This is a genomic window from Halopseudomonas laoshanensis, from assembly GCF_008365385.1.
Lineage (GTDB): Bacteria > Pseudomonadota > Gammaproteobacteria > Pseudomonadales > Pseudomonadaceae > Halopseudomonas > Halopseudomonas laoshanensis.
The window spans coordinates 140069-162924 of the sequence record NZ_QOVF01000002.1 but is presented as its reverse complement, the minus strand read 5'-3'; the positions used below and the strand labels follow the sequence as shown (position 1 = coordinate 162924).

Sequence of the window (22856 nt, the reverse complement as noted above, 5' to 3'; positions counted from 1 at the left end):
GCTCAGGGCGAGCGGATCAGCTCACGCCTGCTTCAGGCTGATCCAGGTCGCTTCGGCCAGGGCGACAGGCGTGCCGTCCTGGCGGTGCAGGGCGGTACCGGCCTGGTGTTTGCGCCCGTCGTGACCAAGCGCCCAACCGCTGACGATCAAACGCTCACCTATCGCCACCGGTTCTAACAAACGTGCAGCAAACCGCCCGAGCAGGGCGGTACCTGACGCGTGCTTGACGGCGAAGAAACCGGGGCAATCCAAAGCAGCCCATACAAACTCGCTGGCGACCATCCCCGTTCCATCATCCAGCGTCGCATCGGGTTGCCACACAGCGGCCACCTGATTCTTCTGAGCGTCCAGCGGACCGGCAAAAATCCGCAACCCGTCACTGGCCTCGCGCAGCGGACCGCAGACAAAGCAATTAGGCAGACCGTGATCCTGAAACCCTTCATAACGGCTTTCGGCACTCAGTGCGCTAGCCAGCTCCGGCGGCTGGGGTGCGGCCATCTGCAATTGGTAGTCCTTGCCGGTCGCCAGCAGCAAGTCGCCGTCCAGCAATTGCAGGCCTTCTGCTACAGATAGCAGCCGTAGCGGGGTATCAAGCGGCGGCGGCGCGTGCAGCGTCACCTGGCATGGCCGGCCCATGGCTTTGGCCAGCAAGCCGGCTACGTAGCCGCCGTTGCCACTCTGGGGTGGGCCGCAGAAACGCTTGGCGATAATAATCTGGTGCTCTTGCATGGTCGGCTCCGCTCTGGCTGGAGCTCCATGATACGCCTTGCACAGAGACTTTTTTCAGCCTGATGGACTGCTATCAGGCCGGTTAATAGAGCGGGGGCTCAGCTACCGGTGAACTGGGCGTTCAGGTGATGGGCATCTTCTGCACTGTGGTGGCCAAGGGAGCAATTGCGGCCCTCGCTTTTCGCCTGCTGCAACGCATTTTCCGCCCTGCGTGTCAGACTTTCGAAGCTTTCTTTAGAGCTCAGGCTGGCCGCACCGACGCTGACGCTGATGCGATTGTCGACCAGCAGTTCGGCCTCACTGGTTTGTCTGCGCAGTTTCTCGCCCAGCTCCAGGGCCTGTTCCAGGCTGGTGTGCGGCAGCACCAGCAGAAACGCACCGCCGTTCCAGCGGCAGATTGCGTCAGACTGTCGAGTCATTGCTTGAGCCATGCGCGCCAGTCCCGTCAATACGGCATCTCCAACCTTGTCGCTATGGTCGCGATTGATCTGGTTGAAATGGTCAATATCCATACACACCACGCTCAGCGGGTGCCCGTAACGGCGGCTGCGGGTAATTTCAGCCTGGGCGATTTCGGTCAGGCGTTGACGTGACAAAAGACCGGTCAACTGATCCAGATGCGTCGCCTTGCGCAACTGGATCAGGCTCATCTCTGCTGCCGAGTTGGCCTCGTCACGCTGCAGTATCAAGGCTCGGGTGCGATAGAAAAGCACCAGGCAGCCTGTGCAGGCGAGCACCAGAATGACCAGCAACAGCGAGGTAAAAGCTGGCGATGAAAACAGCCATTGCGCATTCATGGGGCAGTGGACTCATCGAGATTGACGAGGCTGCCACGGTCGTGACAGCGGTTCAGCAAAAAAGGTGTTAAATGGCATAAAGCCATCTGCCTTAACATGGCGAGCCAGAGGGTGTACGTCAAGATGCGTAGAGCATTAGCCGACGGCCGGCGAGTATCGCGGCGACTCAGTCCGCCCATCCGCCGCATACGGGAAAGATCTGTCCGACAAAACAATTGGCTGCGTCGCTGCATAAATAGGCGGCGAACTGTGCGTCCTCTTCGGCGGAGACCAGGCGACCCAGGGGTACCTCACGTTGCAATCGCTCCTGAAACGCCGGCTTGGCCTGGATCTCAGCAGGAAAATACGTGGGGTTATCGACGAAGTTCTGCGCTATCGCATTGATCTGAATATTATGCCTGGCCATTTCCACGCCCACTGCGCGGACATACGCCAGTTGCGCACCACGCGCGGCGCTGTAGCTGGATGCGCGCTTCATGCCGCGCAGTGCGGAAGCGCTGCCCATCAACAGTATCTTGCCGCGTTGACGTTCAATCATCGCCGGCAGGATAGCGCGGGTGAGCTGCTGTAGCGGGTCGACCATATGGGTAAACATGCTGCGCCATTCGTCATCGCTGACCTCTACCACCGCGGTAGAGGGCGCGGGTACGCCAAGATTGGCCACCAGCACATCAATTTGCCCAGAACGGCTGACGAGTTGGTTCACGGCTTCCGGTGACTCCAGGCTGCCAGTGTCCGCAACTACCTGCGCGCCGCAGCGGCTGAGTACGGCATGCAATGCCGGCCCCATAAAGGCGTCTGCCTGAGTCAATAGGATGCGTTTGCCAGTCAAGTCGGCGGGGGTCATGGGGTCACCTTCGGGGCAAATTCACGATTGAGGAATTCCAGCAGCAGCTGGTTGATGGCTTCCGGCTTTTCGCACTGGATCCAGTGGCCGCAATTGGCGATGACGTGCTGTTCCACGCGCGGCACAACGTTAGGCATTTTCTTGATGGTGTAGCTTTCCAGCTCCCCTACCGGATCGGCGTCGCCAATAATAAACAGGGCCGGCTGGTCAATCTGTTTGCCGGCTAACGGCTCGGTGCGTTCCCAGTTGCGCTCGAAATTGCGGTACCAATTCACCGGACCGTGAAAGCCGCTGCGCTCAAAGGTTTCCACGTAGACCTGAAACGCCTCCGGTGAACACCATTGCGGTGGCACGTCGGGGTCGATACGGTCATCCAGCCAGCGCGCATCGGCTGGCTTGTCCTGTACCAAGGTGCTGCCGCCGGCGGTGCCGGACATGCCATGCATCATCACGCGCATGGTACGCGGGATATCCTCAGCCATCTCGGCCTCGGCCAGCCCGGGCTTTTGGAAGTACAGCATGTAATGGAAGCGATCCTGGTACAGCTCGCGAATCATGCCAATGGCCGGCTTTTTCGGGCGGCCGCCGAAAGGCACTGACAGTGCACCGACGACGTTCACGCGCTCTGGCTCCAGCAGCGCCAGATGCCAGGCGATCGGTGCGCCCCAGTCGTGGCCGATCATGGCCACTTGCGTATGACCGAGTAGATCCATCGCTGCCTGAATGTCGCCGCACAGGGTGATCAGATCATATTGCGCTGGATCATGAGGCGCGCTGCTGGCGCCATACCCGCGCATTTCTGGGGCAAATACGCGGTAGCCGGCGTCGCTCAGCGCGCTGATCTGATGCCGCCAGGAGTACCAGCATTCTGGGAATCCATGCAGCAGCCACACTACCGGCCCCTGCGTGGGCCCGTCACTGTAAAGGCTGAGCTGGATACCATTGAGATCAAGGATCTGATGTTCTGTCTGGGGCATGCAAATCTCCCGGGCTAAGTAAGCTGGTCAGCCTGAATACTATGTCAAATAGTGGCTGAATTGCCCGTGCCAGGATTGTTATTCATTGCCCGAACGCCGGGTTATGCATGGCAACAATGCCTGTCAGAACGGCGTGGGTTTAAAGGCGGCTCAGCACCAGCAGCAGGGTGATAACACTGATGACCAGTGCAGCGATGCTGATCGCCAGGCTGAGTTTGGCCGAGCCGTTGGCTGAAGGCGGCGAGTCCGGTTGCGCTGCCAAACCAGGAGCCAACAAGGTACGAGCGGGAGGCGAGGCGCGACCTTCGACCGGAGGAATGGTCGGATCCGGTACGCCCTGGAGCAACTGCATAACCCGTTCAACCAGGTGGTGATCGAAGCGATAGGGGTCAAACTGTTCGAAGCCATGCTCTTCAAGCAGCTTGCGCATGTGCTGATCCACGGGCACGTATTTCATTGACCAGTCAGGGAAAGACAACCGCTTGATCGGTTCGCTGGCGAGAATTTTAAGATCCTTGTGCCGCGAATCCTTCAGCAGCGTCTTGTACAGGGTTTGCACCTTGGACGTTTCGCCTTCCAGACACTGGAAAAAACAACCATCACCGTAATAGAGCATGCCGACCAGACCATGCTTGCGATTGTTGGTCCGCGAAGTGGACAGAATACGCGATACAGTGGGCTCGACCCCATCAGCAGGATTGGAAGTGGCAAAGGTCGCGCGGCTGATATAGACGATGCGAATGAGATCAGTCATGGGTGTTCAGGTAATCCTTGATTCGATGCGTCCAGCATAGGCCGTTATGACAGTATGTTGGCGGCCTTTATATTTCAAGAGACGTCGGCCATAGCGCGAGGGCGCCGTCACCCAAACATAGAGTGGCGTGAACGACGCATGGTTCAAGGACAGGTGGGCAAGGAAGGTAATCTGGCCGGCGGCTATGAGCTCTGAAGCGTTTCACGCTGCGGCAAAATGAAACTGCCCGCCATCGGCTTCCAGCGGCGCCAGATGTTCCAGGCATTCAGCCAGTTCGGTAAGCAGGGGGGTTACGTCTTCAACCTGAAAGCGCAGGTTCTCGCCGCGCTGCAGGTGTTGGCTGACGGCTTCCAGGCTGGCCATTCCCAGCGCGGCCGGGTGCCAACTGAGATCCTCGATGGTCAGGGGCGTACCGGTCTCGGGGTCTGCTTCGACGCTATTCGCATCCTGCCCGGTCAGTTGTGCAGCTTCCTGCCATTCGATCGCGCTGATATCGATAAAGCTGCTAAAGGTGCTGACGCCCAATGTTCGGCACAGCTCATCAATCAGCGGCAGTTGCTGTTTGAGCTGCTGCAGAGGGTGTGCGTGCTGGCGATAATCACGCTCCAGCAGGGTGGTGAGCCGCAAGGTGTGGGGCACATCATGCTCCGTGGTCAGCCAGTCTGAGGTGCACAGCTTACCCTAGCTCATCGGCAGTATACACCTGCTCTTGTGCCTGCCAGCCGCCGCCGAGTGCGCGGTACAGGTCGATACTGGCAAGCAGCCAGGTGGCGCGCTGTTGGGTCAGGCTGTCGAGGCTGCTGTACCAGGTGCGCTGAGTATCCAGCAGCGTTTGCAGGGTGATGGAGCCTTCACGATAACGAGCCTCGGCCAGGCGGAAAGCCTGTTCGGCCAACTCGCTGGCGGTGAGGAGAAAATCGTAGCGCTGCTCTGCTTGTTGTACTGCGCCCAGTGCGGTGTCTACCTCGCCCAGTGCAGTGAGCAGAGTACGGCGATAATCCACCAGGAGCTCTTCCTGGCGAGCTACTGAGCCGTCCACCTGAGCGCGCAGTTGCCCGCCCTGAAAGATCGGTTGGACCAGCCCTGCAGCCAGGCCCCAGCTGGTTGCCGGATTGCTTGCCAGGGTGCCCAATGCCACGCTCTGCGCGCCCCATTGAGCCGTGAGTTGAATGCTTGGAAATAGCGCGGCTCTGGCGGCGCTCAGGTCGGCATTGGCCGCTTGCAGCCGTGCTTCGCTGGCGCGTATATCAGGGCGGCGCTCAAGCAACTCGGAGGGCAATCCGGCAGCGACGACCGGAATTGCCACATCAGTCAACGGACTGCTCGCCGGCAACACGGTGTCAGGCGTTTCTCCCAGCAACAGTGCCAGACTGTTGCGTAGCTGCAACTGCCGCTGTTGTAGCGTGGGCAGGCCGGCGCGCAACTGGGCGACCAGGGTTTGTTGCTGGCTGAGTTCCAGCCGGTCAGCAGCACCGTAACGGTAGCGCGCCTCGACCAGTTCCAGCACCTGTACGGCGCTGGCCAGGCTGTCTTCAGCCAGTTGCAAGCGTTGATCGTTCTCCAGAATCTGCAGCCAGGTGGTCACCACCGCCGCCTCGATACTGATAGCCAGCGTTTCCTGATCGAAGCGGGTCGCTTGCAAGCTGGCCTGCGACGAGGCGCGCAATGATTGGTTGCGACCCCAGAAATCCACCTCGTAGCGCGTGGTCAGGCCGGCGCCGTAGCTGCTGCTGGGGGCGCTGCTGTCGTCGCCATTACGATTGGCCGAGATGCTGCCGTCCACTTGTGGCAAGAGTGCCGCGCCGGCCTGGCGCAACTGGGCATCCGCTTGCAGCAAACGGCTGGCCGCTGTGGCCAGATCCAGATTGCCGCTGCGCGCGCGCAAAATCAGCGCCTCCAGCGGCTCATTCGCATAATTCCGCCACCAGTCCGCACTGGGCCATTCCAGTTGCTCGGCCGGCTGGGTCCAGTTGGCAGGTGCTGTGACCTGCGCTTGTGGCAGCGGGCTGTTGATACTGCATGCACTCATTAGCAGGCTGGCAGCAAGCAGGCTGAGATGGGTTTTACACGAGCGTTGTTTAATCAGCACTGAGAGCCACCACCGGATCAAGATGCGCGGCCTTGTGGGCGGGCATGTAGCCAAAAATCAGCCCGGTGGCGAAGGCACAACCAAAGGCCAGCATGACCGGGCCGGGGGTAAATTGAATCGGTGTGCCCAATGCCTGCAGTCCGGCGGCAAATCCCAGCCCGCCAACCACGCCAATAGCGCCACCGATGGCCGAGACCACCATAGCCTCGACGATAAACTGCTGCAGGATGTGCTGTGTACGCGCGCCGGTGGCCACCCGTATGCCAATTTCCCGGGTGCGTTCGGTGACGTTGACCAGCATGATATTCATCACACCAATTCCGCCTACCAGCAGCGAAATGGCGGCGATGGAACCGAGCAGCACGGTAAAGGTATTCTGGGTCTCGGCGACATCCTCGAGCAGCGAGGCCATGTTGCGGATCTGAAAATCTTCGACCCCGCCGTGGGCCTGGACGATGGTCTGTCTGACCGCTTCCTGGGTCAGTTCCGAGAGGTTCAGGTCCTCGATCATGATAGTGATCGAATTCAGGTTGCGTTGGCCAATCAAACGCAGGCTACCGGTATTCAGGGGAACGAAGACCACGTCATCCTGATCGGAGCCCCAGGGCGTGGCACCCTTTGCCTCCATGACGCCAATTACCTGAAAAGGTACATTGTTGATCAATACGTACTCGCCCAGCGGATTTGCCTCCGGGCCATACAGGTTATTGGCTACTGTGACCCCAAGCACCGCAACGGCGGCGTAGCGCTGGTTGTCTGCATCGTTGATAAAGACTCCCTTGGCCACGTCCCAGTCACGCGCCATCGGCAGATCCTGGCTGGTAGCGGTGACCTCGGTTTGATAATCGGTGTTGCCACTGCGCAGGGTTACGCGGCCGCTCATCTCGGGCAGCGCGGCGATGACGTTATCGAGCTCTCCGACCAGCTGTGCATCCAGCGGCATAAGGGTATTGGTGCTGCCATCGATGGAGCGCCGGGTGTTTGGTGCCCCCGGCCGCACCAGCAACAGGTTGGTGCCCAGCGAACTGATGCGATCGATCACTTCCTGGCGGGCGCCGTTTCCCACGGCTAGCATCACCACCACCGACGCTACGCCGATAACGATACCCAGCAGGGTAAGCACGGTGCGAAACAGATTGGCGCGCAGGGCGCGCAGGGCCATGCGCACCGCCTCGGCGCTGTCGGCCAGCAGAACGGAAGTCTGCCGCGGCGCGGGCGGTGGGCTGGAGGGATGCGCCTGTTGCGTGAGGCTCGAGGGCTGTTCGCCGCTATCGCTGATAATTCGGCCATCGCGCATTTCGATCAGGCGTTCGGCGTGGCTGGCGACCTCGGCATCGTGAGTAATGATAATGACCGTCTTGCCACGCTGGTGCAGTTGCTTGAGCAGCGCCAGCACGTCCTTGCCGCTCTGGCTGTCCAGGGCGCCGGTTGGTTCGTCTGCGAGAATCACCTGAGCATCGTTCATCAGCGCGCGGGCAATGGACACTCGTTGCTGTTGGCCGCCGGACAGTTGACTCGGCTTGTTGCGCAAGCGCTCGCCCAGGCCCAGGCCAGTGAGCAATTCCTCAGCGCGCTGGTGCCGCTCCGCACGCGGTAAACCGGCATAGATGGCCGGCACCTCAACGTTCTCTGTGGCACTGGCAGACGAAATCAGGTGATAGCTCTGGAAAATAAAGCCGAAGGTTTCACGCCGCAGGCTGGCCCGTTCATCGTTGCTCAGGTGGGCGATGTTCCTGCCGCGGAACAGGTATTCGCCCTGGGTGGGTCGGTCCAGGCAGCCGAGCAGATGCATCAGCGTCGATTTACCCGAGCCTGACGCCCCCATGATGGCGACGAATTCACCCTGGCGAATATCCAGCGAGACGTCGTGCAGCACGGTCGTCGCCAGCTCACCATTGCGGTAAGTCTTGGTGATGTTATCCAGGCGTATCAGTGAGTCATTCATGGGTTACATGAACCGCCGTGGTGAGCGACCATTTTCGGCTGAGGCGGCGGGCAGGCCGCTAGTTACGACCTTCTCGCCTTCCTCCAGCCCGTCGATCACTTCAGCCAGAACGCGATTGCGGGTGCCAATAGTCACGGTGCGGGCTTGCAGTGCGCCTTGCTCATCAAGAACCTGGACTTCGAAGCGGTTGCCCTGGACGGCTGCTGGCTTGCCGCTGTCTCGTATCGGCTTACCCAACGCCACCACCGGAATGGTCAGCACGTCTTCTGCGGATTCATTGACAAAAAATACCTGAGCGCTCATTTGCGGCAACAGCTGGCCATCGGGATTGGGCACGTCAAACAGGGCGTTGAACAGTACTACGTTGTTAATTACTTCGGGGGTGGGCAGGATTTGCCGCAAGGTGCCTTCCCAGCGACGATTAGGCTGACCCAGAGTGGAAAAATATGCCGCCATGCCGGGCTTGAGTCGGCTTATATCCGCTTCTGACACCTGAGTGCGCACCGTCATGGTCGACAGGTCGGCAATCTGAACCACAATCGGCGCCGTCTGATTGGCATTCAGGGTCTGGCCCTGATTCGCCAGTTGTTGAACCACGGTGCCGGACATCGGCGCATAAATGCGTGTGTAATCCAGGTCCGCCTGGTCGCCCTTGAGAGAGGACTCGGTCTGGCGAATCTGCGCCTTGACGGCGTCAATCTGTGCACTGGCTGAGCGCAATGTGGCATTGGCGCTTTCCAGCGCTTCCTGGCTGGTGGCATCCAGTTTGCGCAGGTTGCGCTGACGTTCGGCCTGCAGCCTTGCCAATGTTTCCTGGGCCTGGCGATCAGCCAGTTGCGCCTGCAGGTTGGCCAGCTGAGCCTTGCTGGCCTCCACTTGCGCGAGGTATAGGGTGGGGTCGATTTCGGCCAACAGTTGATCTTTTTCAACGCTGTCGCCCAGTTCCACGTGCAAGGTCAGCAACTGCCCGGATACCTGGGTACCGACGTCGACGTAGTCAAGCGGGCCGAGCGTGCCGAGGGCGGTAATATTGTCTTCAATAGTGGCGCGCTGGACTTCGGCGCTAGTGTATTCCGGGGCGCCATTTCGAGGGCTTAGCCATAGCCACCAGACGAGCGCAGCGATGCCCAGCACGGTGACGGTAAGCCAGCAAAGCAGGCGAAATGAAAAGCGCGAAGGTCCAGCCGGCATGGGTCGGTATCCAGATCGAGTAATTGCCTGCAAGTTTACAGGCGAGGACGTCAGGGCGCGGCTGTTTTGGGTAAAGAGACTGTAAAGACCCGTGTCCAGATCGGTATCAGCGCTCCGCCCGGGAGCGTACCACCTGGTAGTCAGGATGGGCGGTAAAGAGGCGTTCGAAGTCACCGCTGCTGTGCAGTTGCCGCAAGCCGTCATTGAAGCGGTCAAGCAGGTGAGTGGCCTGGGGGTGATGTGCGGGGATCATCAAATGCAGTGTGACGTCGGCTAGCGGCGCGGGTAGCTCGCGCAGCGTGACATGCCGGGATTTACTGCGGGCCAGGGTGGCCAAATAAGCAACGTTGGCTGGATTGCTGATCAGCACATCCACACGGTCACGCAGCATCATTTCATGGCATTGCTCGATGGTGCGGGGTCTGACAAAAGTCAGCTCCTCACGCTGCTCGGATACCCAGCCGGCAAACTCGTAGCCGACGGGAAGGCAGAATACTGCGCCGCCCAGTTCAGCAGGCGAACCTTCACGCCAGCGGCTCTCAGGCTCCACGTACAGACGCATTTTCAGCATGTACAAAGGGTCGGAGAATAAAAAGTTGGCTTCGCGTTCGGCGGTGGAGATATACGGGAAGGTGGCGTCGTACTCGAGCTTCAGGCTGTCTTCATAGCCCCTCACCCAGGGTTTGAAGTCAACTTGCGTGGCAACATTGTTGCGGGCATAGGCATGACTGACCAGTGCGGTGATTACGCCGCCGTCTTGCAGGTCGCTGCCGGTGAAGGGCGGATACTTTTCGCCGGTAACCAGTCTGAGCGGTTCTTCGCCCAGCGCGGGGTAGCAGATGACGATCAGAGCGATCAGCAGCGTCCAGCGCATCGCTGTGCTGATGCGCTCGCCAGGTAACCTCACAACAGCCTTGTCGAGAGAAGAGTCCATTCAATATCCTGTCATTTCGGCAGGGTTCTTTGAGAACCTCACGCCTTCCATAGCTTCGGAGTATACAAAATTATGGAAATTAGTGTAGCTGCTCTAAAGGCTTTTGCCCGTTACCGAAGCGCGTTGCGACAGCTCTATCCAGACTCCGTCCGGATCCTGGATAAAGGCGATTCTGGCCGTGCTGCCCATATTCACCGGCTCCCTGACCCCTGTGGCGCCATGCCCAATGGCATGGGCGTAGGTTTTATCGCAATCAAATATTTGCAAGGTCAGGTATCTCAAACCGCGCGCTGCCAGCGGTGAGGCGGCGCAGGGCGGCTGCCCGGAGGCTTGCAGCAGCAATAGGCCTTTGCCGCAACTGAGCACGCCAGGACGCAGTTCATGTAACCCTAACACCTCGGTGTAAAAGCGCGTACTGGTGGCGACATCGCTTACCGACATGCGCAAGGCCAGACCCTGAATGTCATCCTCTCCGGGTGGAACCAGCCTGATGCAGTTGCCGTCTGGATCCTGCTTCTGCACCGCCTCAGAGCAGCCTGGCAGCGCAATCAACAGTTCCGTCAAGGCGTGGGCCGGCGCTTCGGGGAGCGGGTCGCGCGCATCGTTGATCTTCAATACTGCGTCGTCGGCCTGATAACGGTGCTGAAGCACACCGCCACCCAGCTTGAGGCTATGGTCGAAGCTCAAGTCGAGCTGCTGATAATAATCACGCATGGCGCCGGCCTGGTTGGTAAACAGGCCTACATCGAAAAACGCTTTGGCAAAAGACATGGTCCACTCTCAGGCTAAAAGAACACAGATTAGCCGCGCGCCAGTGTGGCTGTGAGAGCTAATCACCAGTGGAATCAAACTGCATTCCAGCGGCTGATCATGGCCGCGTCAGGTTAGCCAGCGATACAGCGTGCGCCGGGTGATGCCGAGTATGTCGGCGGCCTTGCGTTTGTTGCCCTGTGTTGCCTTGAGCACCTGATGAATATAGCGCCGTTGCACACTTTCCAGGCTCGGCATGCCAGCAGGATCAGCGCCGGCCACGAGCGGGGCGGGCATGGACTCAGCACTTTCGGTGATCGGCAGCTCGTCGGGTTGCTCGAGAATACGCTGGGGCAGATGCCGCGCCTCAATCAAGGGGCTATCGCAGAAAGTGGCCGAGCGCTCCACCGCATTCTGCAGCTCGCGCACGTTGCCGGGAAAGCTGTAGCTGAGCAGCGCTTTGAGCGCATCGTCGCTGAAACCCTTGATCACGCGATGTTGCCGGGCGTTGAAACGGGTAAGGAAGAACTCTGCGAGTAGTTGCACATCCTCACCGCGCGCGCGTAACGGCGGTACCTGCAGGGCAAAGGTTTCCAGGCGGTAGAACAGATCTTCGCGGAAGCTGCCGTCAGCTACCGCCTGGGTCAGGTTACGGTTTGTCGCCGCCAGAACCCGTACATCAACCTGAATTTCGTGGTCGCTGCCGACCGGACGGATGCGCCCGTCCTGCAGGGCTCGCAATAGTTTGGCCTGCAACGCCAGCGGCATCTCGCCCAACTCATCAAGCAGAAGGGTGCCGCCGTCGGCCTGCTGGAACAAGCCTGCGCGCTGGGTCCGAGCGCCAGTAAAAGCACCGGCCGCATGGCCGAAGAATTCGCTTTCCATCAGTTCGCTGGGAATGCCGCCGCAGTTGACCATCATGTAGGGCTTGTCCTTGCGCGAGCTCTGCTCGTGCAATGCGCGGGCCACCAATTCCTTGCCCGTGCCGCTTTCACCTTGCACCAGCACCGGCCCGTCGGCCTGGGCGATTTGTCTGATCTGGTCGAACAGCTGCAGCATCGCCGGGCTTTGCCCGAGAATGCCGTTGAACTGTCGCACGGCAAGTAATGACCGGTAATGCTTGACCTCGTTGCGCAGACGCCGATTTTCCAGCAAGCGGGTTACGGTGAGCAGAAAGTGATCCATCTCCAGCGGCTTGGTGAGAAAATCATCCGCCCCGGCCTTGAGCGATTCGACCGCCTGCTGCACCGAGCCAAAAGCGGTGATGATCAGTACCGCTGGCGGCGCGTCGGCCTTCTGAGTAGCGGGCAGCAGACTCAGCCCGTTGGCACCGGGTAGGCGCAGGTCGCTGACCAGCAGGTCGACCGGCTCCTGGCCAAGGACCGCAAGACCCTTTTCCGCATCGCCGCATGCGGTGACGCGATAACCCTCGCTTTCCAGTTCTTCCTGCAATAACTCTCTGAGTCCGCTGTCGTCTTCGACCAGCAATACATGTTCAGTCTGCGACATGGGTCAGGTTCTCCGGTGGCTGGGGTGTATCTTGCGTGTGCTCGGCGGGTGGTATGGGTAACCTCAGGCACGCCCGGCAACCGCCAAAGGGGCTCTTGCCCAGGACCAACTCGCCCTGATGTTCTTCGGCAACGGCCTGGACGATGGCCAGACCCAGCCCGGTACCCTCGCCGGGAGACTTGGTGGTATAGAAAGGCTCGAGTAATTGCTCGACCGGGCCCTCGGGCAGGCCGTCACCGTCATCATCTATACAGATGACCAGCATCTGGGGTTCTTCAGTAAGGTTGATACTGATCTGGCTGCGGGCAGCCTGCAGGGCGTTGCGGGCCAGATTGAGCAGCGCCAGTTCCAGACGGCCGGCGTCGGCATAAAGGCTGGGTATATGCTGCGGCAGCTCAATGCGCATCTGTTTGTCTGCCGCCTCTACCTCAGGGCGGATGGATTCGGCTACGCCTTCCAGCAGCAATGTCGGAGCTATGTTGCGATGCTGCGTGGCCGCTGGCCGGCAATAATCCAGCAGTTGCTTTACCGTGCGCGTCAGGCGCCACACCTGAGAGCGTATGCCCTCCAGCTGCCGTTGCTGGCGCGCGTCCAGCCCCTCGGTTTTTTGCAGGCGGCGGGCGCGCCCGTCGATGACGCTCAAGGGGGCGCCCAATTCATGGGCGATGCCTCTGGCCATGCCGCCGATGGCAACCATCTTTTCGTTGTCTTTGAGTCGAGCTAACAAGGCGGTTTCTGCCTGACGATGGGCTTCCAGCTCACGCTGCGCCTGCTCGATGCTATCGAGCATGCTGTTCAGGCCATTGGCCAGGCTGGCGACCTCGCTTGGTCCATCCGGGGCGGCACGGTGCGAATGATCGCCTGCGGCGACGCGCTGCATATGCGCCAGCAGCTTGTCGACGTGACGCCCGACGCCGCCATAGTGGCCGAGCATGACGGCGCTGATGATGGTCAGGCCGAGCAGTGACCAGACCAGCCAGGCAATAATAGTCAGTTGGTCAAGCGCGCGACCGAAGTCGCTGGCTCGCCGCGTGATCTGGATCAGGCCCTTTATCTGTCCGGTATGATCGAACAGCGGCAGGAAGTGCGAAAACAGGTCACGGCCTGCCACTCGGCTGTAGGCTTCCTGGCCTTCGCCCGTGGTGACGATGCGTTCCGGGATGCTGGTACGGCTGAGGTCACTTTCAGTAATGCCTGCAGCGGCGATGCGCGTTCCGTCAACATCGAATACCGACGCGCCGTACACCTCACCAAGAACGAACACCGAGCCCAGCGCGAGTTCTATAGCCTCTTGATCGTTCTCGCCGAGCGCCGCGCCGACCGGGATACTGATAGCTCGGCCAATGAGCTCGAGGTCGTTCTTCAGGCGCTGCTCCTGAAACTGGCTGGCCTGGCCCAGGCCAAAACGAATACCCAGCGCGGTCAATAGCAGTAATGGCAGTACCACAAACAGCAGCAGAGTGCGTTGCAATCCACTGACGCTGGTCCAGGGGCGCTTCCACCATTGTGTGTCAGATTTGTACGGGTAATTTTTGCTCATGTTTAAAAAAGATACAGACAAAGCTGTTAATTGGCTAGTGGCTGAGCATTGGCAGAATCGTATATTTTAATAATTACCAACAAAAACAGTTATTTATATGATTTTTTCAATCGTTGGCATGGTAAATGGATAGTTATCAGGGACTCTAACCAATGGAGAAACAATATGACTAATCTCAAGACCCTTACCGCTGCCATCTGCTTCGCTACCTTCGGCTTCGCAACTACTGCTGCAGTCGCCCAGGAAGGTGCTCCTGCGCAACCACCTGCGGCTCAGCAAGCAGCCGCGCCGATTTCCGATACTGATCTGGAAAAATTTGTTGAAGCTGAAGAGAAGGTTGCCGAGATTCGTGAAGAGTTCACGCAAAAGCTGAATGATGCCAAGGATCAAGAGCAGGCCCAGTCTCTGCAGCTGGAAGCGCAAGAAAAGATGATGGAAGCAGTGGGTGAAGTCGGTATCGAAGTACCGGTCTATAACCAGATCGCTACTCGCATCCAGTCGGATCCCGAGCTGCAGCAGCGCGCTCAAGAGTTCAACTAAGCGCACTGAATGCTTTGATAAAGCTCTAAGGGGCTGACACCCAGGGTGTCAATCAGAGTAGCAGAGCAAGCCGGAAGCGGTTCCCAGTGAACCCTTCCGGCTTTTTTATGCGGCGGATTCTTCAGGAGGAATTGTAGGGCCGATTTATTCTGTCGGTTGATATTCGCTTCTGCGGGCCAATCCTTCTTTCAGCAATGCCACCACCTGACGGACCTTGGGCGACAGGTGTCGTTGCTGCGGATAGAGCGCCCAGACCCCGGTATGCGGCGGCTCATGCTGGCTCAACAGCGCGCGCAAGGTTCCACGGTGCAGGTGTTCACGCACGTAATAATCCGGCAACTGACACAGCCCGAACCCGCGTAATGCGGCGTCCAGGACCGCCTTGCCGCTATTGCATTGCCAATTACCCTGAACTCTTATCGGCGTTTCTTTGCCGCCCTGTTGGAAATGCCAGGTGTCGCTGCTGCCGAGCAGACAATTATGTCTGGGCAGTTCGGACAGGCTGTGTGGGGCGCCATGCCTCTGCAGGTAGCTGGGCGCAGCGCACAGATACATACGCCGGGGGGCGAGCCGAGTGGCAATCATGCTTGAATCCTGCAGCCGTCCTAGTCGAATTGCCAGGTCGTAGCTGCCATGTAATAGATCGAGCATCTGATTGGTCAGGGTCATTTCAATTTTCAGCTGGGGGTGTTGCTGCATGAAGTCGTTGAGCAGCGGCATGATGAAATCCTCACCATAGGCCACCGCGCAGGTGACTCGCAGCAGACCCTTGGGCGAACCACCCAGGTCGCTGACCGCCTGCATTGCTTCATCCCGGGCGTCGATCAGCCGCTGACAATGGGCTAGAAAGGTCACGCCGGCCTCGGTCAGGCTGACTTTACGTGTACTGCGGTAAAGCAAGCGGGTCTGCAAGCGATCTTCCAGACGGGCGACCTGCCGGCTCACATGCGAGGATGAAATCCCCAACCGCTGTGCGGCAGCGCTGAACTGCCCCAATTCGGCAACGCTGACGAATTCGTCTATCCCTTCCCACGGCGTCATGATTATCCCTGTATGGCAATAATGTTTTGTTTGCTGGCTCATTATCCACAAAGAGAAGCTCAACTACACTGGGCATATCGCGTTTAGTGCCGTTTTCAATTTTGGAGAAGGCTATTTTGGAGAACACTATTTTGGAGAGCACCATGATCAAATCCCGTGCCGCCGTTGCGTTTGAAGCTGGTCAACCTTTGCAGATCGTTGAAGTCGATGTGGCGCCGCCGCAGAAAGGCGAAGTGCTGGTGCGTATCGTTGCCAGTGGTGTTTGCCACACTGACGCCTACACCTTGTCTGGGGATGACCCAGAAGGTATTTTCCCGGCGATTCTGGGGCACGAGGGTGGTGGCATCGTCGAGGCGTTGGGCGAGGGTGTCACTTCACTGGAAGTGGGCGATCACGTCATTCCGCTGTACACCGCCGAATGCCGTGAGTGCAAATTCTGCAAATCGGGTAAGACCAACCTGTGCCAATCTGTGCGCAGTACGCAGGGCAAGGGCGTGATGCCTGATGGCACCTCGCGCTTTTCCTACCAGGGCAAGCCGATCTATCACTATATGGGCTGCTCAACGTTCTCCGAGTACACCGTATTGCCGGAAGTCTCGCTGGCCAAGATTCCCAAGGATGCGCCGTTGGAGAAAGTCTGTCTGCTGGGCTGCGGCGTGACCACCGGTATTGGTGCGGTGCTGAATACTGCGAAGGTGGAAGAGGGCGCCACGGTGGCCATTTTCGGTCTGGGCGGTATCGGTCTGGCGGCCATCATCGGTGCGACCATGGCCAAGGCCAGCCGAATTATTGCGATTGACATCAACCCGTCCAAGTTCGATATCGCCAAAGAGCTGGGCGCCACCGATTTCGTCAATCCCAAAGATCACGACAAGCCGATTCAGGAAGTTATCGTTGATATGACTGACGGTGGGGTGGATTACTCCTTCGAGTGCGTGGGCAATGTGCAGCTGATGCGCGCCGCGCTGGAATGCTGCCACAAGGGCTGGGGTGAATCGACCATCATCGGCGTGGCTGGCGCCGGGCAGGAAATCAGCACTCGCCCGTTCCAGCTGGTGACCGGCCGAGTCTGGCGCGGCAGTGCTTTTGGTGGCGTAAAGGGTCGTACCGAGCTGCCCACCTATGTGGCCAAGGCGCAGAGCGGCGAGATTCCGCTGGATACCTTTATCACCCATACCATGGGTCTGGAAGATATCAACAAAGCCTTTGAACTGATGCATGAAGGCAAGAGCATCCGCACCGTTATTCATTTTTAAGCTGACCCGGCGCTCAGGCGCCACGGCTTACCGGAAGGAGATTTTATGCAGGATTCACTGGAACTGGTCGCGGCCAACAAAAGTTTTGATGGGTGGCACAAACGCTATCGGCATCGCTCGAGCACGCTCAACTGCGACATGACTTTTGCTGTCTATCTGCCGCCGCAGGCGGATCAGGGTAACGCCTTGCCCGTGGTGTACTGGCTGTCGGGCCTGACCTGCACCGACGAGAACTTCATGCAAAAAGCCGGAGCGCAGCGCATTGCCGCCGAACTCGGCCTGGTGATAGTCGCGCCGGATACCAGCCCGCGTGGCGAAGACGTGCCGGATGACCCGGATGGCGCCTATGATTTTGGCTCCGGTGCCGGGTTTTATCTGAATGCGACGCAGCAGCCCTGGGCGCGCAATTACCAGATGTACGATTACGTCGTCAGCGAGTTGCCGCAGTTGATCGAGGCCAGCTTTCCGGTTTCCAAGCTGCGCAGCATCTGCGGGCACTCGATGGGTGGGCATGGTGCGCTGGTCTGCGCATTGAAAAATCCGGGTCGCTACAAGTCGGTGTCGGCCCTGGCGCCGATGACCAATCCCAGCCAGGTACCCTGGGGGCAGAAAGCCTTGGGTCGCTATCTGGGCGATAATCCTGCCGACTGGAAGGCCTGGGATACCTGCGAGCTGATTGCCGGTGCCAGCGAGCGCTTGCCTTTGCTGGTTGATCAAGGCGAGGGCGATGAATTTCTCGCGCAATTACGCCCCGAAGCACTGGAGGCGGCGGCGCAAGCGGCAGGCCATCCTTTGACTCTGCGGCGGCAGCCAGGCTACGACCACAGCTATTATTTCATCGCCAGTTTTATCGAGGATCATCTGCGTCATCACGCCAATGCGCTGATCAACTGAGCTACTAGCGAACTGCCGGACCCTGTAAGATCTACCTAGCTGTCGGCATCACCGACGATCGAGATCAGCAGGAGCATGTATGCGTATTGGGCACGGTTATGACGTTCACCGGTTCGGCGAGGGCGACTTTATTACTCTGGGCGGTCTGCAGATCCCCCACAAGCACGGGTTGGTCGCCCACTCTGATGGGGATGTATTGCTGCATGCCTTGACCGATGCGCTGCTCGGCGCCGCCGCTCTGGGTGACATCGGTCAGCATTTTCCCGATACCGACCCGCAGTTCAAGGGCGCTGACAGCCGGGTGTTGCTGCGCCATGCGCTGGGTCTGGTGCTGGCCAAAGGGTGGAAAGTCGCCAATGTGGATGCCACCATCGTCGCCCAGGCGCCAAAGATGGCGGCGCATATTCCGGCCATGCGTGAAGCCATCGCGGCGGACCTGCAAGTAGATATGGAGCAGGTCAACGTCAAGGCGACGACGACGGAAAAACTCGGCTTTATCGGGCGTGAAGAGGGCATAGCGGTTCACGCCGTGGCCCTGTTGCTGCCTGTATGACCACCGCTCAGCTTGACTGCCTGGGCCCGACTGCCTGGGGCCCACCCTGCGGCAATGCGGTACTGAAAGCGCTTCCCGAGCATTTTTGCGTAACCGAAGTATTGGACATCGCGTTCAGCGGGCAGGGTGAACACCTCTGGCTGTTGATCGAAAAGCGCAATCTGAATACTGAAGAGGTGGCCAAGCGTTTGGCCAGGGTGGCTGGGCTCAAGGTGCGAGATGTCAGCTATGCCGGTCTCAAGGACCGCAAGGCCGTCACTCGCCAGTGGTTCAGTCTGCAATTGCCGGGCCGAGCCGATCCTGACTTCAGCGCCCTGTGGAATAGTGACCTGCAATGTATCGACAGCCGTCGCCATAGTCGCAAGTTGCAGCGTGGCGCGCACAGCGCGAATCATTTTGTTATTCACCTGACCCAGCTGCACGCGGATGTCGGGCTGCTGGACGCGCGTTTGCAACAGATTGCTGCTCGCGGCGTGCCGAATTACTTTGGCCCGCAGCGTTTTGGCCATGCTGCTGGCAATGTGCTGGAAGCCCGTAGTTGGGCGGAGCGCGGTGCATTGCCGCCGGCTCGGGGCACTCGATCGCGTCTGCTGTCCACGGCACGCAGCCTGATATTCAACCGGCTGCTTGCCCAGCGGGTGGCAGCCGGCACCTGGGACCAGGTGCTCGCCGGCGATTGCCTGGCTTTCACCAACAGCCGCAGTCAGTTCTCTGCCGAACGCCTGGCAAGCGATGACCCGCGTCTGGCGGAGCTGGACGTGCATCCCACAGGCCCCATGTGGGGGGCAGGGGAGCCACCCGTTGCAGCTGAGGTGGCAGTGATCGAGCGTCAGGCCGCTGATACTGAACCCGCGCTGGTCGCCTGGCTCCTGGCCGCGGAAGTAGAGCAGGCCCGGCGCATTTTGCGCCTCCCCATTGCTGCGCTGACGTGGCATTATCCCTCACCGGATAGTCTTGTACTTGAATTCACCCTGCCGACCGGCTGTTTTGCCACAGCAATGCTACGTGAGCTTGTTACGCTCACGGACGAGCCGGGCGGTGGACTGGAAAGTGAAAGCTGATGCGTATTTTAATTGCGAATGATGACGGGGTGCTGGCGCCAGGCCTTGCGGCCCTGTATGCGTCCCTGAGCAGTTATGCCGAGTGCATGGTGGTAGCCCCCCATGAGGATCGCAGCGGAGCCAGCAGCTCGTTGAGCCTGGACAAACCCCTGCGTCCGTTTGAACTGGAGAACGGGTTTATCGGTCTCAACGGCACGCCAACCGATTGCGTGCATCTGGGTTTGAACGCGCTGTACGAAGACCGTGTCGATATGGTGGTAGCAGGCATCAACCACGGCGCCAACCTGGGCGATGACGTGCTCTATTCGGGTACGGTAGCAGCGGCACTGGAAGGGCGTTTTCTAAAGCGTCCGGCGATGGCGTTCTCGCTGGTTGGCCGGCAGACGGATAATCTGCAGAGTGCCGCGATTATTGCGCAACGGATGGTTGCGGCGCATGAACAGCTGGATCTGCCGCCGCGCACCATCCTGAATGTGAATATTCCCAATTTGCCGCTGGACCACATCAAGGGCATTCGCCTGACGCGCCTGGGGCATCGCTCGCGGGCCGCCAAGCCGGTCAAGTGGGTGGATCCGCGGGGCAAGGAAGGCTACTGGATCTCTGTTGCCGGGGATGCCGAAGACGGTGGAGAAGGTACTGATTTTCATGCGGTGATGCAGGGTTATGTCTCTGTGACGCCGCTGCGAGTAGACAAGACCCACTACGAGGTGTTCGATCACCTCGGCCAGTGGCTTGAGGGGCTGGGCTGAATGGTAGTAAGAGAAGGTATGGATCGGCAGGGCATAGGCATGACCTCTCAGCGCACCCGCGAAAGGTTGCTTGAGCGTTTGTTCGAGGAAGGGGTGCGCAACCTGCGGGTGCTGGAGGCGATGCGCCGCACACCGCGGCACCTGTTCGTGGATGAAGCGCTGGCCCATCGCGCCTATGAAGATACCGCGTTACCGATTGGGCATAACCAGACCATCTCGCAACCCTATATCGTCGCGCGGATGACCGAATTGCTGCTCGGGGGCGGGCCTTTGGACAAAGTGATGGAAGTGGGAACCGGCTCCGGGTACCAGACTGCCATCCTCGCCCAGGTGGTGGAGCGAGTATTCAGCGTCGAACGTATTCATCCTTTGCAGGAGCGCGCCAAGGCGGTGCTCAAGGACATCAACATTCGCAACGTGGTTTTCCGCCACGCCGACGGTAACTGGGGCTGGCCGCAATATGGGCCCTACGATGCGATTCTGGTCGCTGCCGCGCCGGCGGAAGTGCCCAAAGAGCTGCTCAACCAGCTCGCTGATGGCGGCCGGCTGGTGATTCCGGTTGGCGACAAAGAACAGTTTTTGACACTGGTGATACGCGAGGGTGATAACTTTATTCACCAGCAGGTCGAGCCGGTGCGATTTGTACCCTTACTGGCAGGAGCCATTCGATCTTGAGCAACCGATCTTGAACAATAAAGACAACCAACCTTTGGCCTTTCTGGTGATTTTTCTGAAAGGCATGGCCATGGGTGCTGCAGACGTCGTACCTGGCGTCTCCGGCGGCACTATTGCTTTCATCAGTGGCATTTATGATCGCCTGCTTGCGGCGATTTCAGCCTGCACACCAGCCAAGTTGATCTGGTTGCTCAAGGGGCGCTTTCGCGAAACCTGGCAAGCGATTGACGGCGCTTTTCTATTCACCTTGCTGGCCGGCATTCTCACCAGCATTGCTAGCCTGGCACGGTTGATCAGCTACCTGCTGGACAACCACCCGGAGTTGATCTGGTCGTTTTTCTTCGGCCTGATTCTGGTCTCGGTGGTGCTGATCGGCAAGCAGATCCAGCGCTGGAATATCTGGACAGTTGGAGCCCTTGTGATAGGGGCAGTCTTTGCCTATCTGATTACCGTCGCGGTGCCTTTGCAATGGCCGGCGACGCCGTTGATGATCTTTATTGCTGGCGCGATCGCCATCTGCGCGATGATCCTGCCGGGCATCTCCGGCAGCTTCATCCTGCTGCTGCTGGGGCTGTATGCGGTGGTGCTGGGCGCGGTAAAGGATTTCAATCTGAGCTTGATCAGCGTATTCGCCCTAGGCTGTATCGCCGGTCTGCTCAGCTTTTCGCGCCTGCTGTCCTGGTTGCTGGAGCATGCTCGCAACATTACCCTGGCTTTTCTGACCGGCCTGTTAGTAGGTTCGCTGAACAAGGTCTGGCCCTGGAAAGAAGTCATCAGCTGGCGGGTTGATAGTCAGGGCGAACGCGTGCCCTTGCTCGAAAGCAACCTCTGGCCGCAGCATTATCAGGCTGTAACTGGCGAACCAGCATATTGGCAATGGGGGTTGGTGCTGATGCTTGCGGCCGTGGTATTAGTGTTGCTGTTGGAATGGCTGGGCAAGCGTGTGTCCAATTGACCCATTCCGCTAACTATAGTGAAATCAATCATTCATTCTTGCCTTGGGGCTGTGTGTGCCTGACGTGCCAACTGCCATGTTCGGATTAAAGCAACTGGGCCTCGTGGGCCTGGTCACTCTGTTGACTGCCTGTGCGGGTCCCAGCGGAATGGCACCTATTGATGACCGGGCGCGGGGCGGGCAGCGTGCCGCGCCGACCACTACCTCAGGCCAGCACGTTGTCCAGCGCGGTGAAACGCTGTATCAGATCGCCTTCCGCTATGGCTGGGACTGGAAGGAACTCGCCGCCGCCAACCGATTGCGCGAGCCCTTTACCATCTATCCCGGCCAACAGATCAGTCTGCAATCGGCTGGAACGCCAGCGGCGCGGCCCGCAACAGCGTCTCGGCCGGGGTTTTCGCGCACCACCAGCCCGCGCGCCAGCAGCAAGCCGACACCTTCACGAACAACAGAACCTGCCCGCACCAATACCCAGGTAGCTGCGCCGGCCGCTCGGCCTGCGCCGCCGGCTAAAACCGTCAGTCTGCCGGCCAATGTGGCCGGTTGGGCCTGGCCGGTTCAGGGCCCATTGCTCTCCCGATTTCAGTCAAACGGAAGTTTGAATAAAGGCATTGATATTGCCGGTCAATTGGGACAGCCTGTGAAAGCAGCCGCAAGCGGTGCCGTGGTGTATGCCGGCCGGGGGTTGCTGGGCTACGGCGAGATGATTATCGTCAAGCATGATGAAACCTATCTCAGTGCGTATGCTCATAATAGTAAGCTGCTGGTGGTTGAAGGCGACCAGGTCAAAGTCGGTCAGGTGATAGCTGAAATGGGCAGCAGCGGAACAGATAGGGTCAAGTTGCATTTCGAGATACGTCGTAAGGGTCAGCCGGTTGACCCTTTGCGTTACTTGCCTAAGTCTTGATTCTTGGTACGTTTTGATCGACAGTGAGACAGTTACCGACACACAGCTGTCACACTGCTAAGGCAGCCTGATAGCTGAGCGTGTTGGGCAGTGTCATTGTTGGGGCGTTTGCCAGATCCTGATCGAATTGGAATGGGGCATGCATCATGGGATTGAATAATAA

The 22856-nt window shown here is 59.2% G+C and carries 23 protein-coding genes; 9 read left to right on the top strand and 14 right to left on the bottom strand.

The genetic code is table 11. The features are described from left to right. Window positions 1–21 precede the first annotated feature (21 nt). The 13 genes from DT594_RS07325 to DT594_RS07265 form a co-directional block, all read right to left on the bottom strand. Complete coding sequence (locus DT594_RS07325) at window positions 22–729, bottom strand: hotdog fold domain-containing protein (RefSeq protein ID WP_149332095.1); 708 nt, start codon at window positions 727–729, stop codon at window positions 22–24. 98 nt (window positions 730–827) lie between these two features. Beyond that, the gene (locus DT594_RS07320; protein ID WP_149332094.1) at window positions 828–1526 is read right to left on the bottom strand and encodes a GGDEF domain-containing protein; all 699 of its coding nucleotides are present in this window, start codon (window positions 1524–1526) and stop codon (window positions 828–830) included. Between the two features lie 166 nt (window positions 1527–1692). Next, the gene (locus DT594_RS07315) at window positions 1693–2373 is read right to left on the bottom strand and encodes an SDR family NAD(P)-dependent oxidoreductase (protein ID WP_149332093.1); all 681 of its coding nucleotides are present in this window, start codon (window positions 2371–2373) and stop codon (window positions 1693–1695) included. Then, window positions 2370–3350 (bottom strand): alpha/beta fold hydrolase, encoded by a 981-nt coding sequence (locus tag DT594_RS07310; protein WP_149332092.1) that lies wholly within the window; start codon window positions 3348–3350, stop codon window positions 2370–2372. Before DT594_RS07310 ends, DT594_RS07315 begins: the two co-directional genes overlap by 4 nt. Before the next feature lie 139 nt (window positions 3351–3489). Next, window positions 3490–4104: a BLUF domain-containing protein gene (locus DT594_RS07305; protein WP_149332091.1), complete on the bottom strand. Its 615-nt coding sequence runs from the start codon at window positions 4102–4104 to the stop codon at window positions 3490–3492. 201 nt (window positions 4105–4305) lie between these two features. Beyond that, window positions 4306–4743, bottom strand: coding sequence for a hypothetical protein (locus DT594_RS07300; RefSeq protein ID WP_149332090.1), 438 nt, complete (start codon window positions 4741–4743; stop codon window positions 4306–4308). A gap of 37 nt (window positions 4744–4780) precedes the next feature. Beyond that, on the bottom strand, window positions 4781–6193 hold the full coding sequence (locus DT594_RS07295; protein ID WP_149332089.1) for an efflux transporter outer membrane subunit: 1413 nt from the start codon (window positions 6191–6193) through the stop codon (window positions 4781–4783). After that, window positions 6183–8138, bottom strand: a complete 1956-nt coding sequence (locus tag DT594_RS07290) for a MacB family efflux pump subunit (RefSeq protein WP_149332088.1) — start codon at window positions 8136–8138, stop codon at window positions 6183–6185. Before DT594_RS07290 ends, DT594_RS07295 begins: the two co-directional genes overlap by 11 nt. Window positions 8139–8141: 3 nt before the next feature. Beyond that, window positions 8142–9329 (bottom strand): efflux RND transporter periplasmic adaptor subunit, encoded by a 1188-nt coding sequence (locus DT594_RS07285; RefSeq protein WP_149332087.1) that lies wholly within the window; start codon window positions 9327–9329, stop codon window positions 8142–8144. Window positions 9330–9435: 106 nt separating this feature from the next. Further along, window positions 9436–10263: a substrate-binding periplasmic protein gene (locus DT594_RS07280; protein ID WP_149332086.1), complete on the bottom strand. Its 828-nt coding sequence runs from the start codon at window positions 10261–10263 to the stop codon at window positions 9436–9438. Between the two features lie 93 nt (window positions 10264–10356). Continuing rightward, the gene (locus DT594_RS07275) at window positions 10357–11034 is read right to left on the bottom strand and encodes a VOC family protein (RefSeq protein WP_149332085.1); all 678 of its coding nucleotides are present in this window, start codon (window positions 11032–11034) and stop codon (window positions 10357–10359) included. Window positions 11035–11142: 108 nt separating this feature from the next. Then, window positions 11143–12522, bottom strand: coding sequence for a sigma-54-dependent transcriptional regulator (locus tag DT594_RS07270; protein ID WP_149332084.1), 1380 nt, complete (start codon window positions 12520–12522; stop codon window positions 11143–11145). Next, the gene (locus DT594_RS07265; RefSeq protein WP_149332083.1) at window positions 12509–14062 is read right to left on the bottom strand and encodes a sensor histidine kinase; all 1554 of its coding nucleotides are present in this window, start codon (window positions 14060–14062) and stop codon (window positions 12509–12511) included. The genes DT594_RS07270 and DT594_RS07265 overlap by 14 nt, the downstream gene beginning before the upstream one ends. A gap of 165 nt (window positions 14063–14227) precedes the next feature. On the opposite strand from DT594_RS07265, the gene DT594_RS07260 reads away from it, so the two are divergent. Beyond that, entirely contained in the window at window positions 14228–14602 is a 375-nt protein-coding gene (locus tag DT594_RS07260; RefSeq protein ID WP_149332082.1) for a DUF4168 domain-containing protein, read from the top strand. A gap of 144 nt (window positions 14603–14746) precedes the next feature. Here the strand turns inward: DT594_RS07260 and DT594_RS07255 are convergent, their stop codons facing one another. Beyond that, complete coding sequence (locus DT594_RS07255) at window positions 14747–15643, bottom strand: LysR substrate-binding domain-containing protein (protein WP_149332081.1); 897 nt, start codon at window positions 15641–15643, stop codon at window positions 14747–14749. A 143-nt stretch (window positions 15644–15786) separates the two neighbouring features. Here DT594_RS07255 and DT594_RS07250 point away from each other — a divergent pair, with 143 nt between their 5' ends. The 8 genes from DT594_RS07250 to DT594_RS07215 all read left to right on the top strand — a co-directional run bounded on the left by DT594_RS07250 (window position 15787) and on the right by DT594_RS07215 (window position 22693). Further along, window positions 15787–16899: an S-(hydroxymethyl)glutathione dehydrogenase/class III alcohol dehydrogenase gene (locus DT594_RS07250; protein WP_149332080.1), complete on the top strand. Its 1113-nt coding sequence runs from the start codon at window positions 15787–15789 to the stop codon at window positions 16897–16899. A 45-nt stretch (window positions 16900–16944) separates the two neighbouring features. Continuing rightward, on the top strand, window positions 16945–17793 hold the full coding sequence (gene fghA / locus DT594_RS07245; RefSeq protein WP_149332079.1) for an S-formylglutathione hydrolase: 849 nt from the start codon (window positions 16945–16947) through the stop codon (window positions 17791–17793). Between the two features lie 79 nt (window positions 17794–17872). Further along, a complete protein-coding gene (gene ispF, locus DT594_RS07240) occupies window positions 17873–18346 on the top strand; it encodes a 2-C-methyl-D-erythritol 2,4-cyclodiphosphate synthase (RefSeq protein WP_149332078.1) in 474 nt (157 codons plus the stop codon). After that, window positions 18343–19407: a tRNA pseudouridine(13) synthase TruD gene (gene truD, locus DT594_RS07235; protein WP_149332077.1), complete on the top strand. Its 1065-nt coding sequence runs from the start codon at window positions 18343–18345 to the stop codon at window positions 19405–19407. Before ispF ends, truD begins: the two co-directional genes overlap by 4 nt. After that, window positions 19407–20156 (top strand): 5'/3'-nucleotidase SurE, encoded by a 750-nt coding sequence (gene surE / locus DT594_RS07230; protein ID WP_149332076.1) that lies wholly within the window; start codon window positions 19407–19409, stop codon window positions 20154–20156. The genes truD and surE overlap by 1 nt, the downstream gene beginning before the upstream one ends. Beyond that, window positions 20157–20831, top strand: coding sequence for a protein-L-isoaspartate(D-aspartate) O-methyltransferase (locus DT594_RS07225; RefSeq protein ID WP_096348249.1), 675 nt, complete (start codon window positions 20157–20159; stop codon window positions 20829–20831). Window positions 20832–20841: 10 nt separating this feature from the next. Further along, the gene (locus DT594_RS07220; protein WP_484103618.1) at window positions 20842–21786 is read left to right on the top strand and encodes a polyprenyl-phosphate transporter; all 945 of its coding nucleotides are present in this window, start codon (window positions 20842–20844) and stop codon (window positions 21784–21786) included. A gap of 76 nt (window positions 21787–21862) precedes the next feature. Continuing rightward, on the top strand, window positions 21863–22693 hold the full coding sequence (locus DT594_RS07215; RefSeq protein ID WP_149332075.1) for a peptidoglycan DD-metalloendopeptidase family protein: 831 nt from the start codon (window positions 21863–21865) through the stop codon (window positions 22691–22693). Window positions 22694–22856 lie beyond the last annotated feature (163 nt).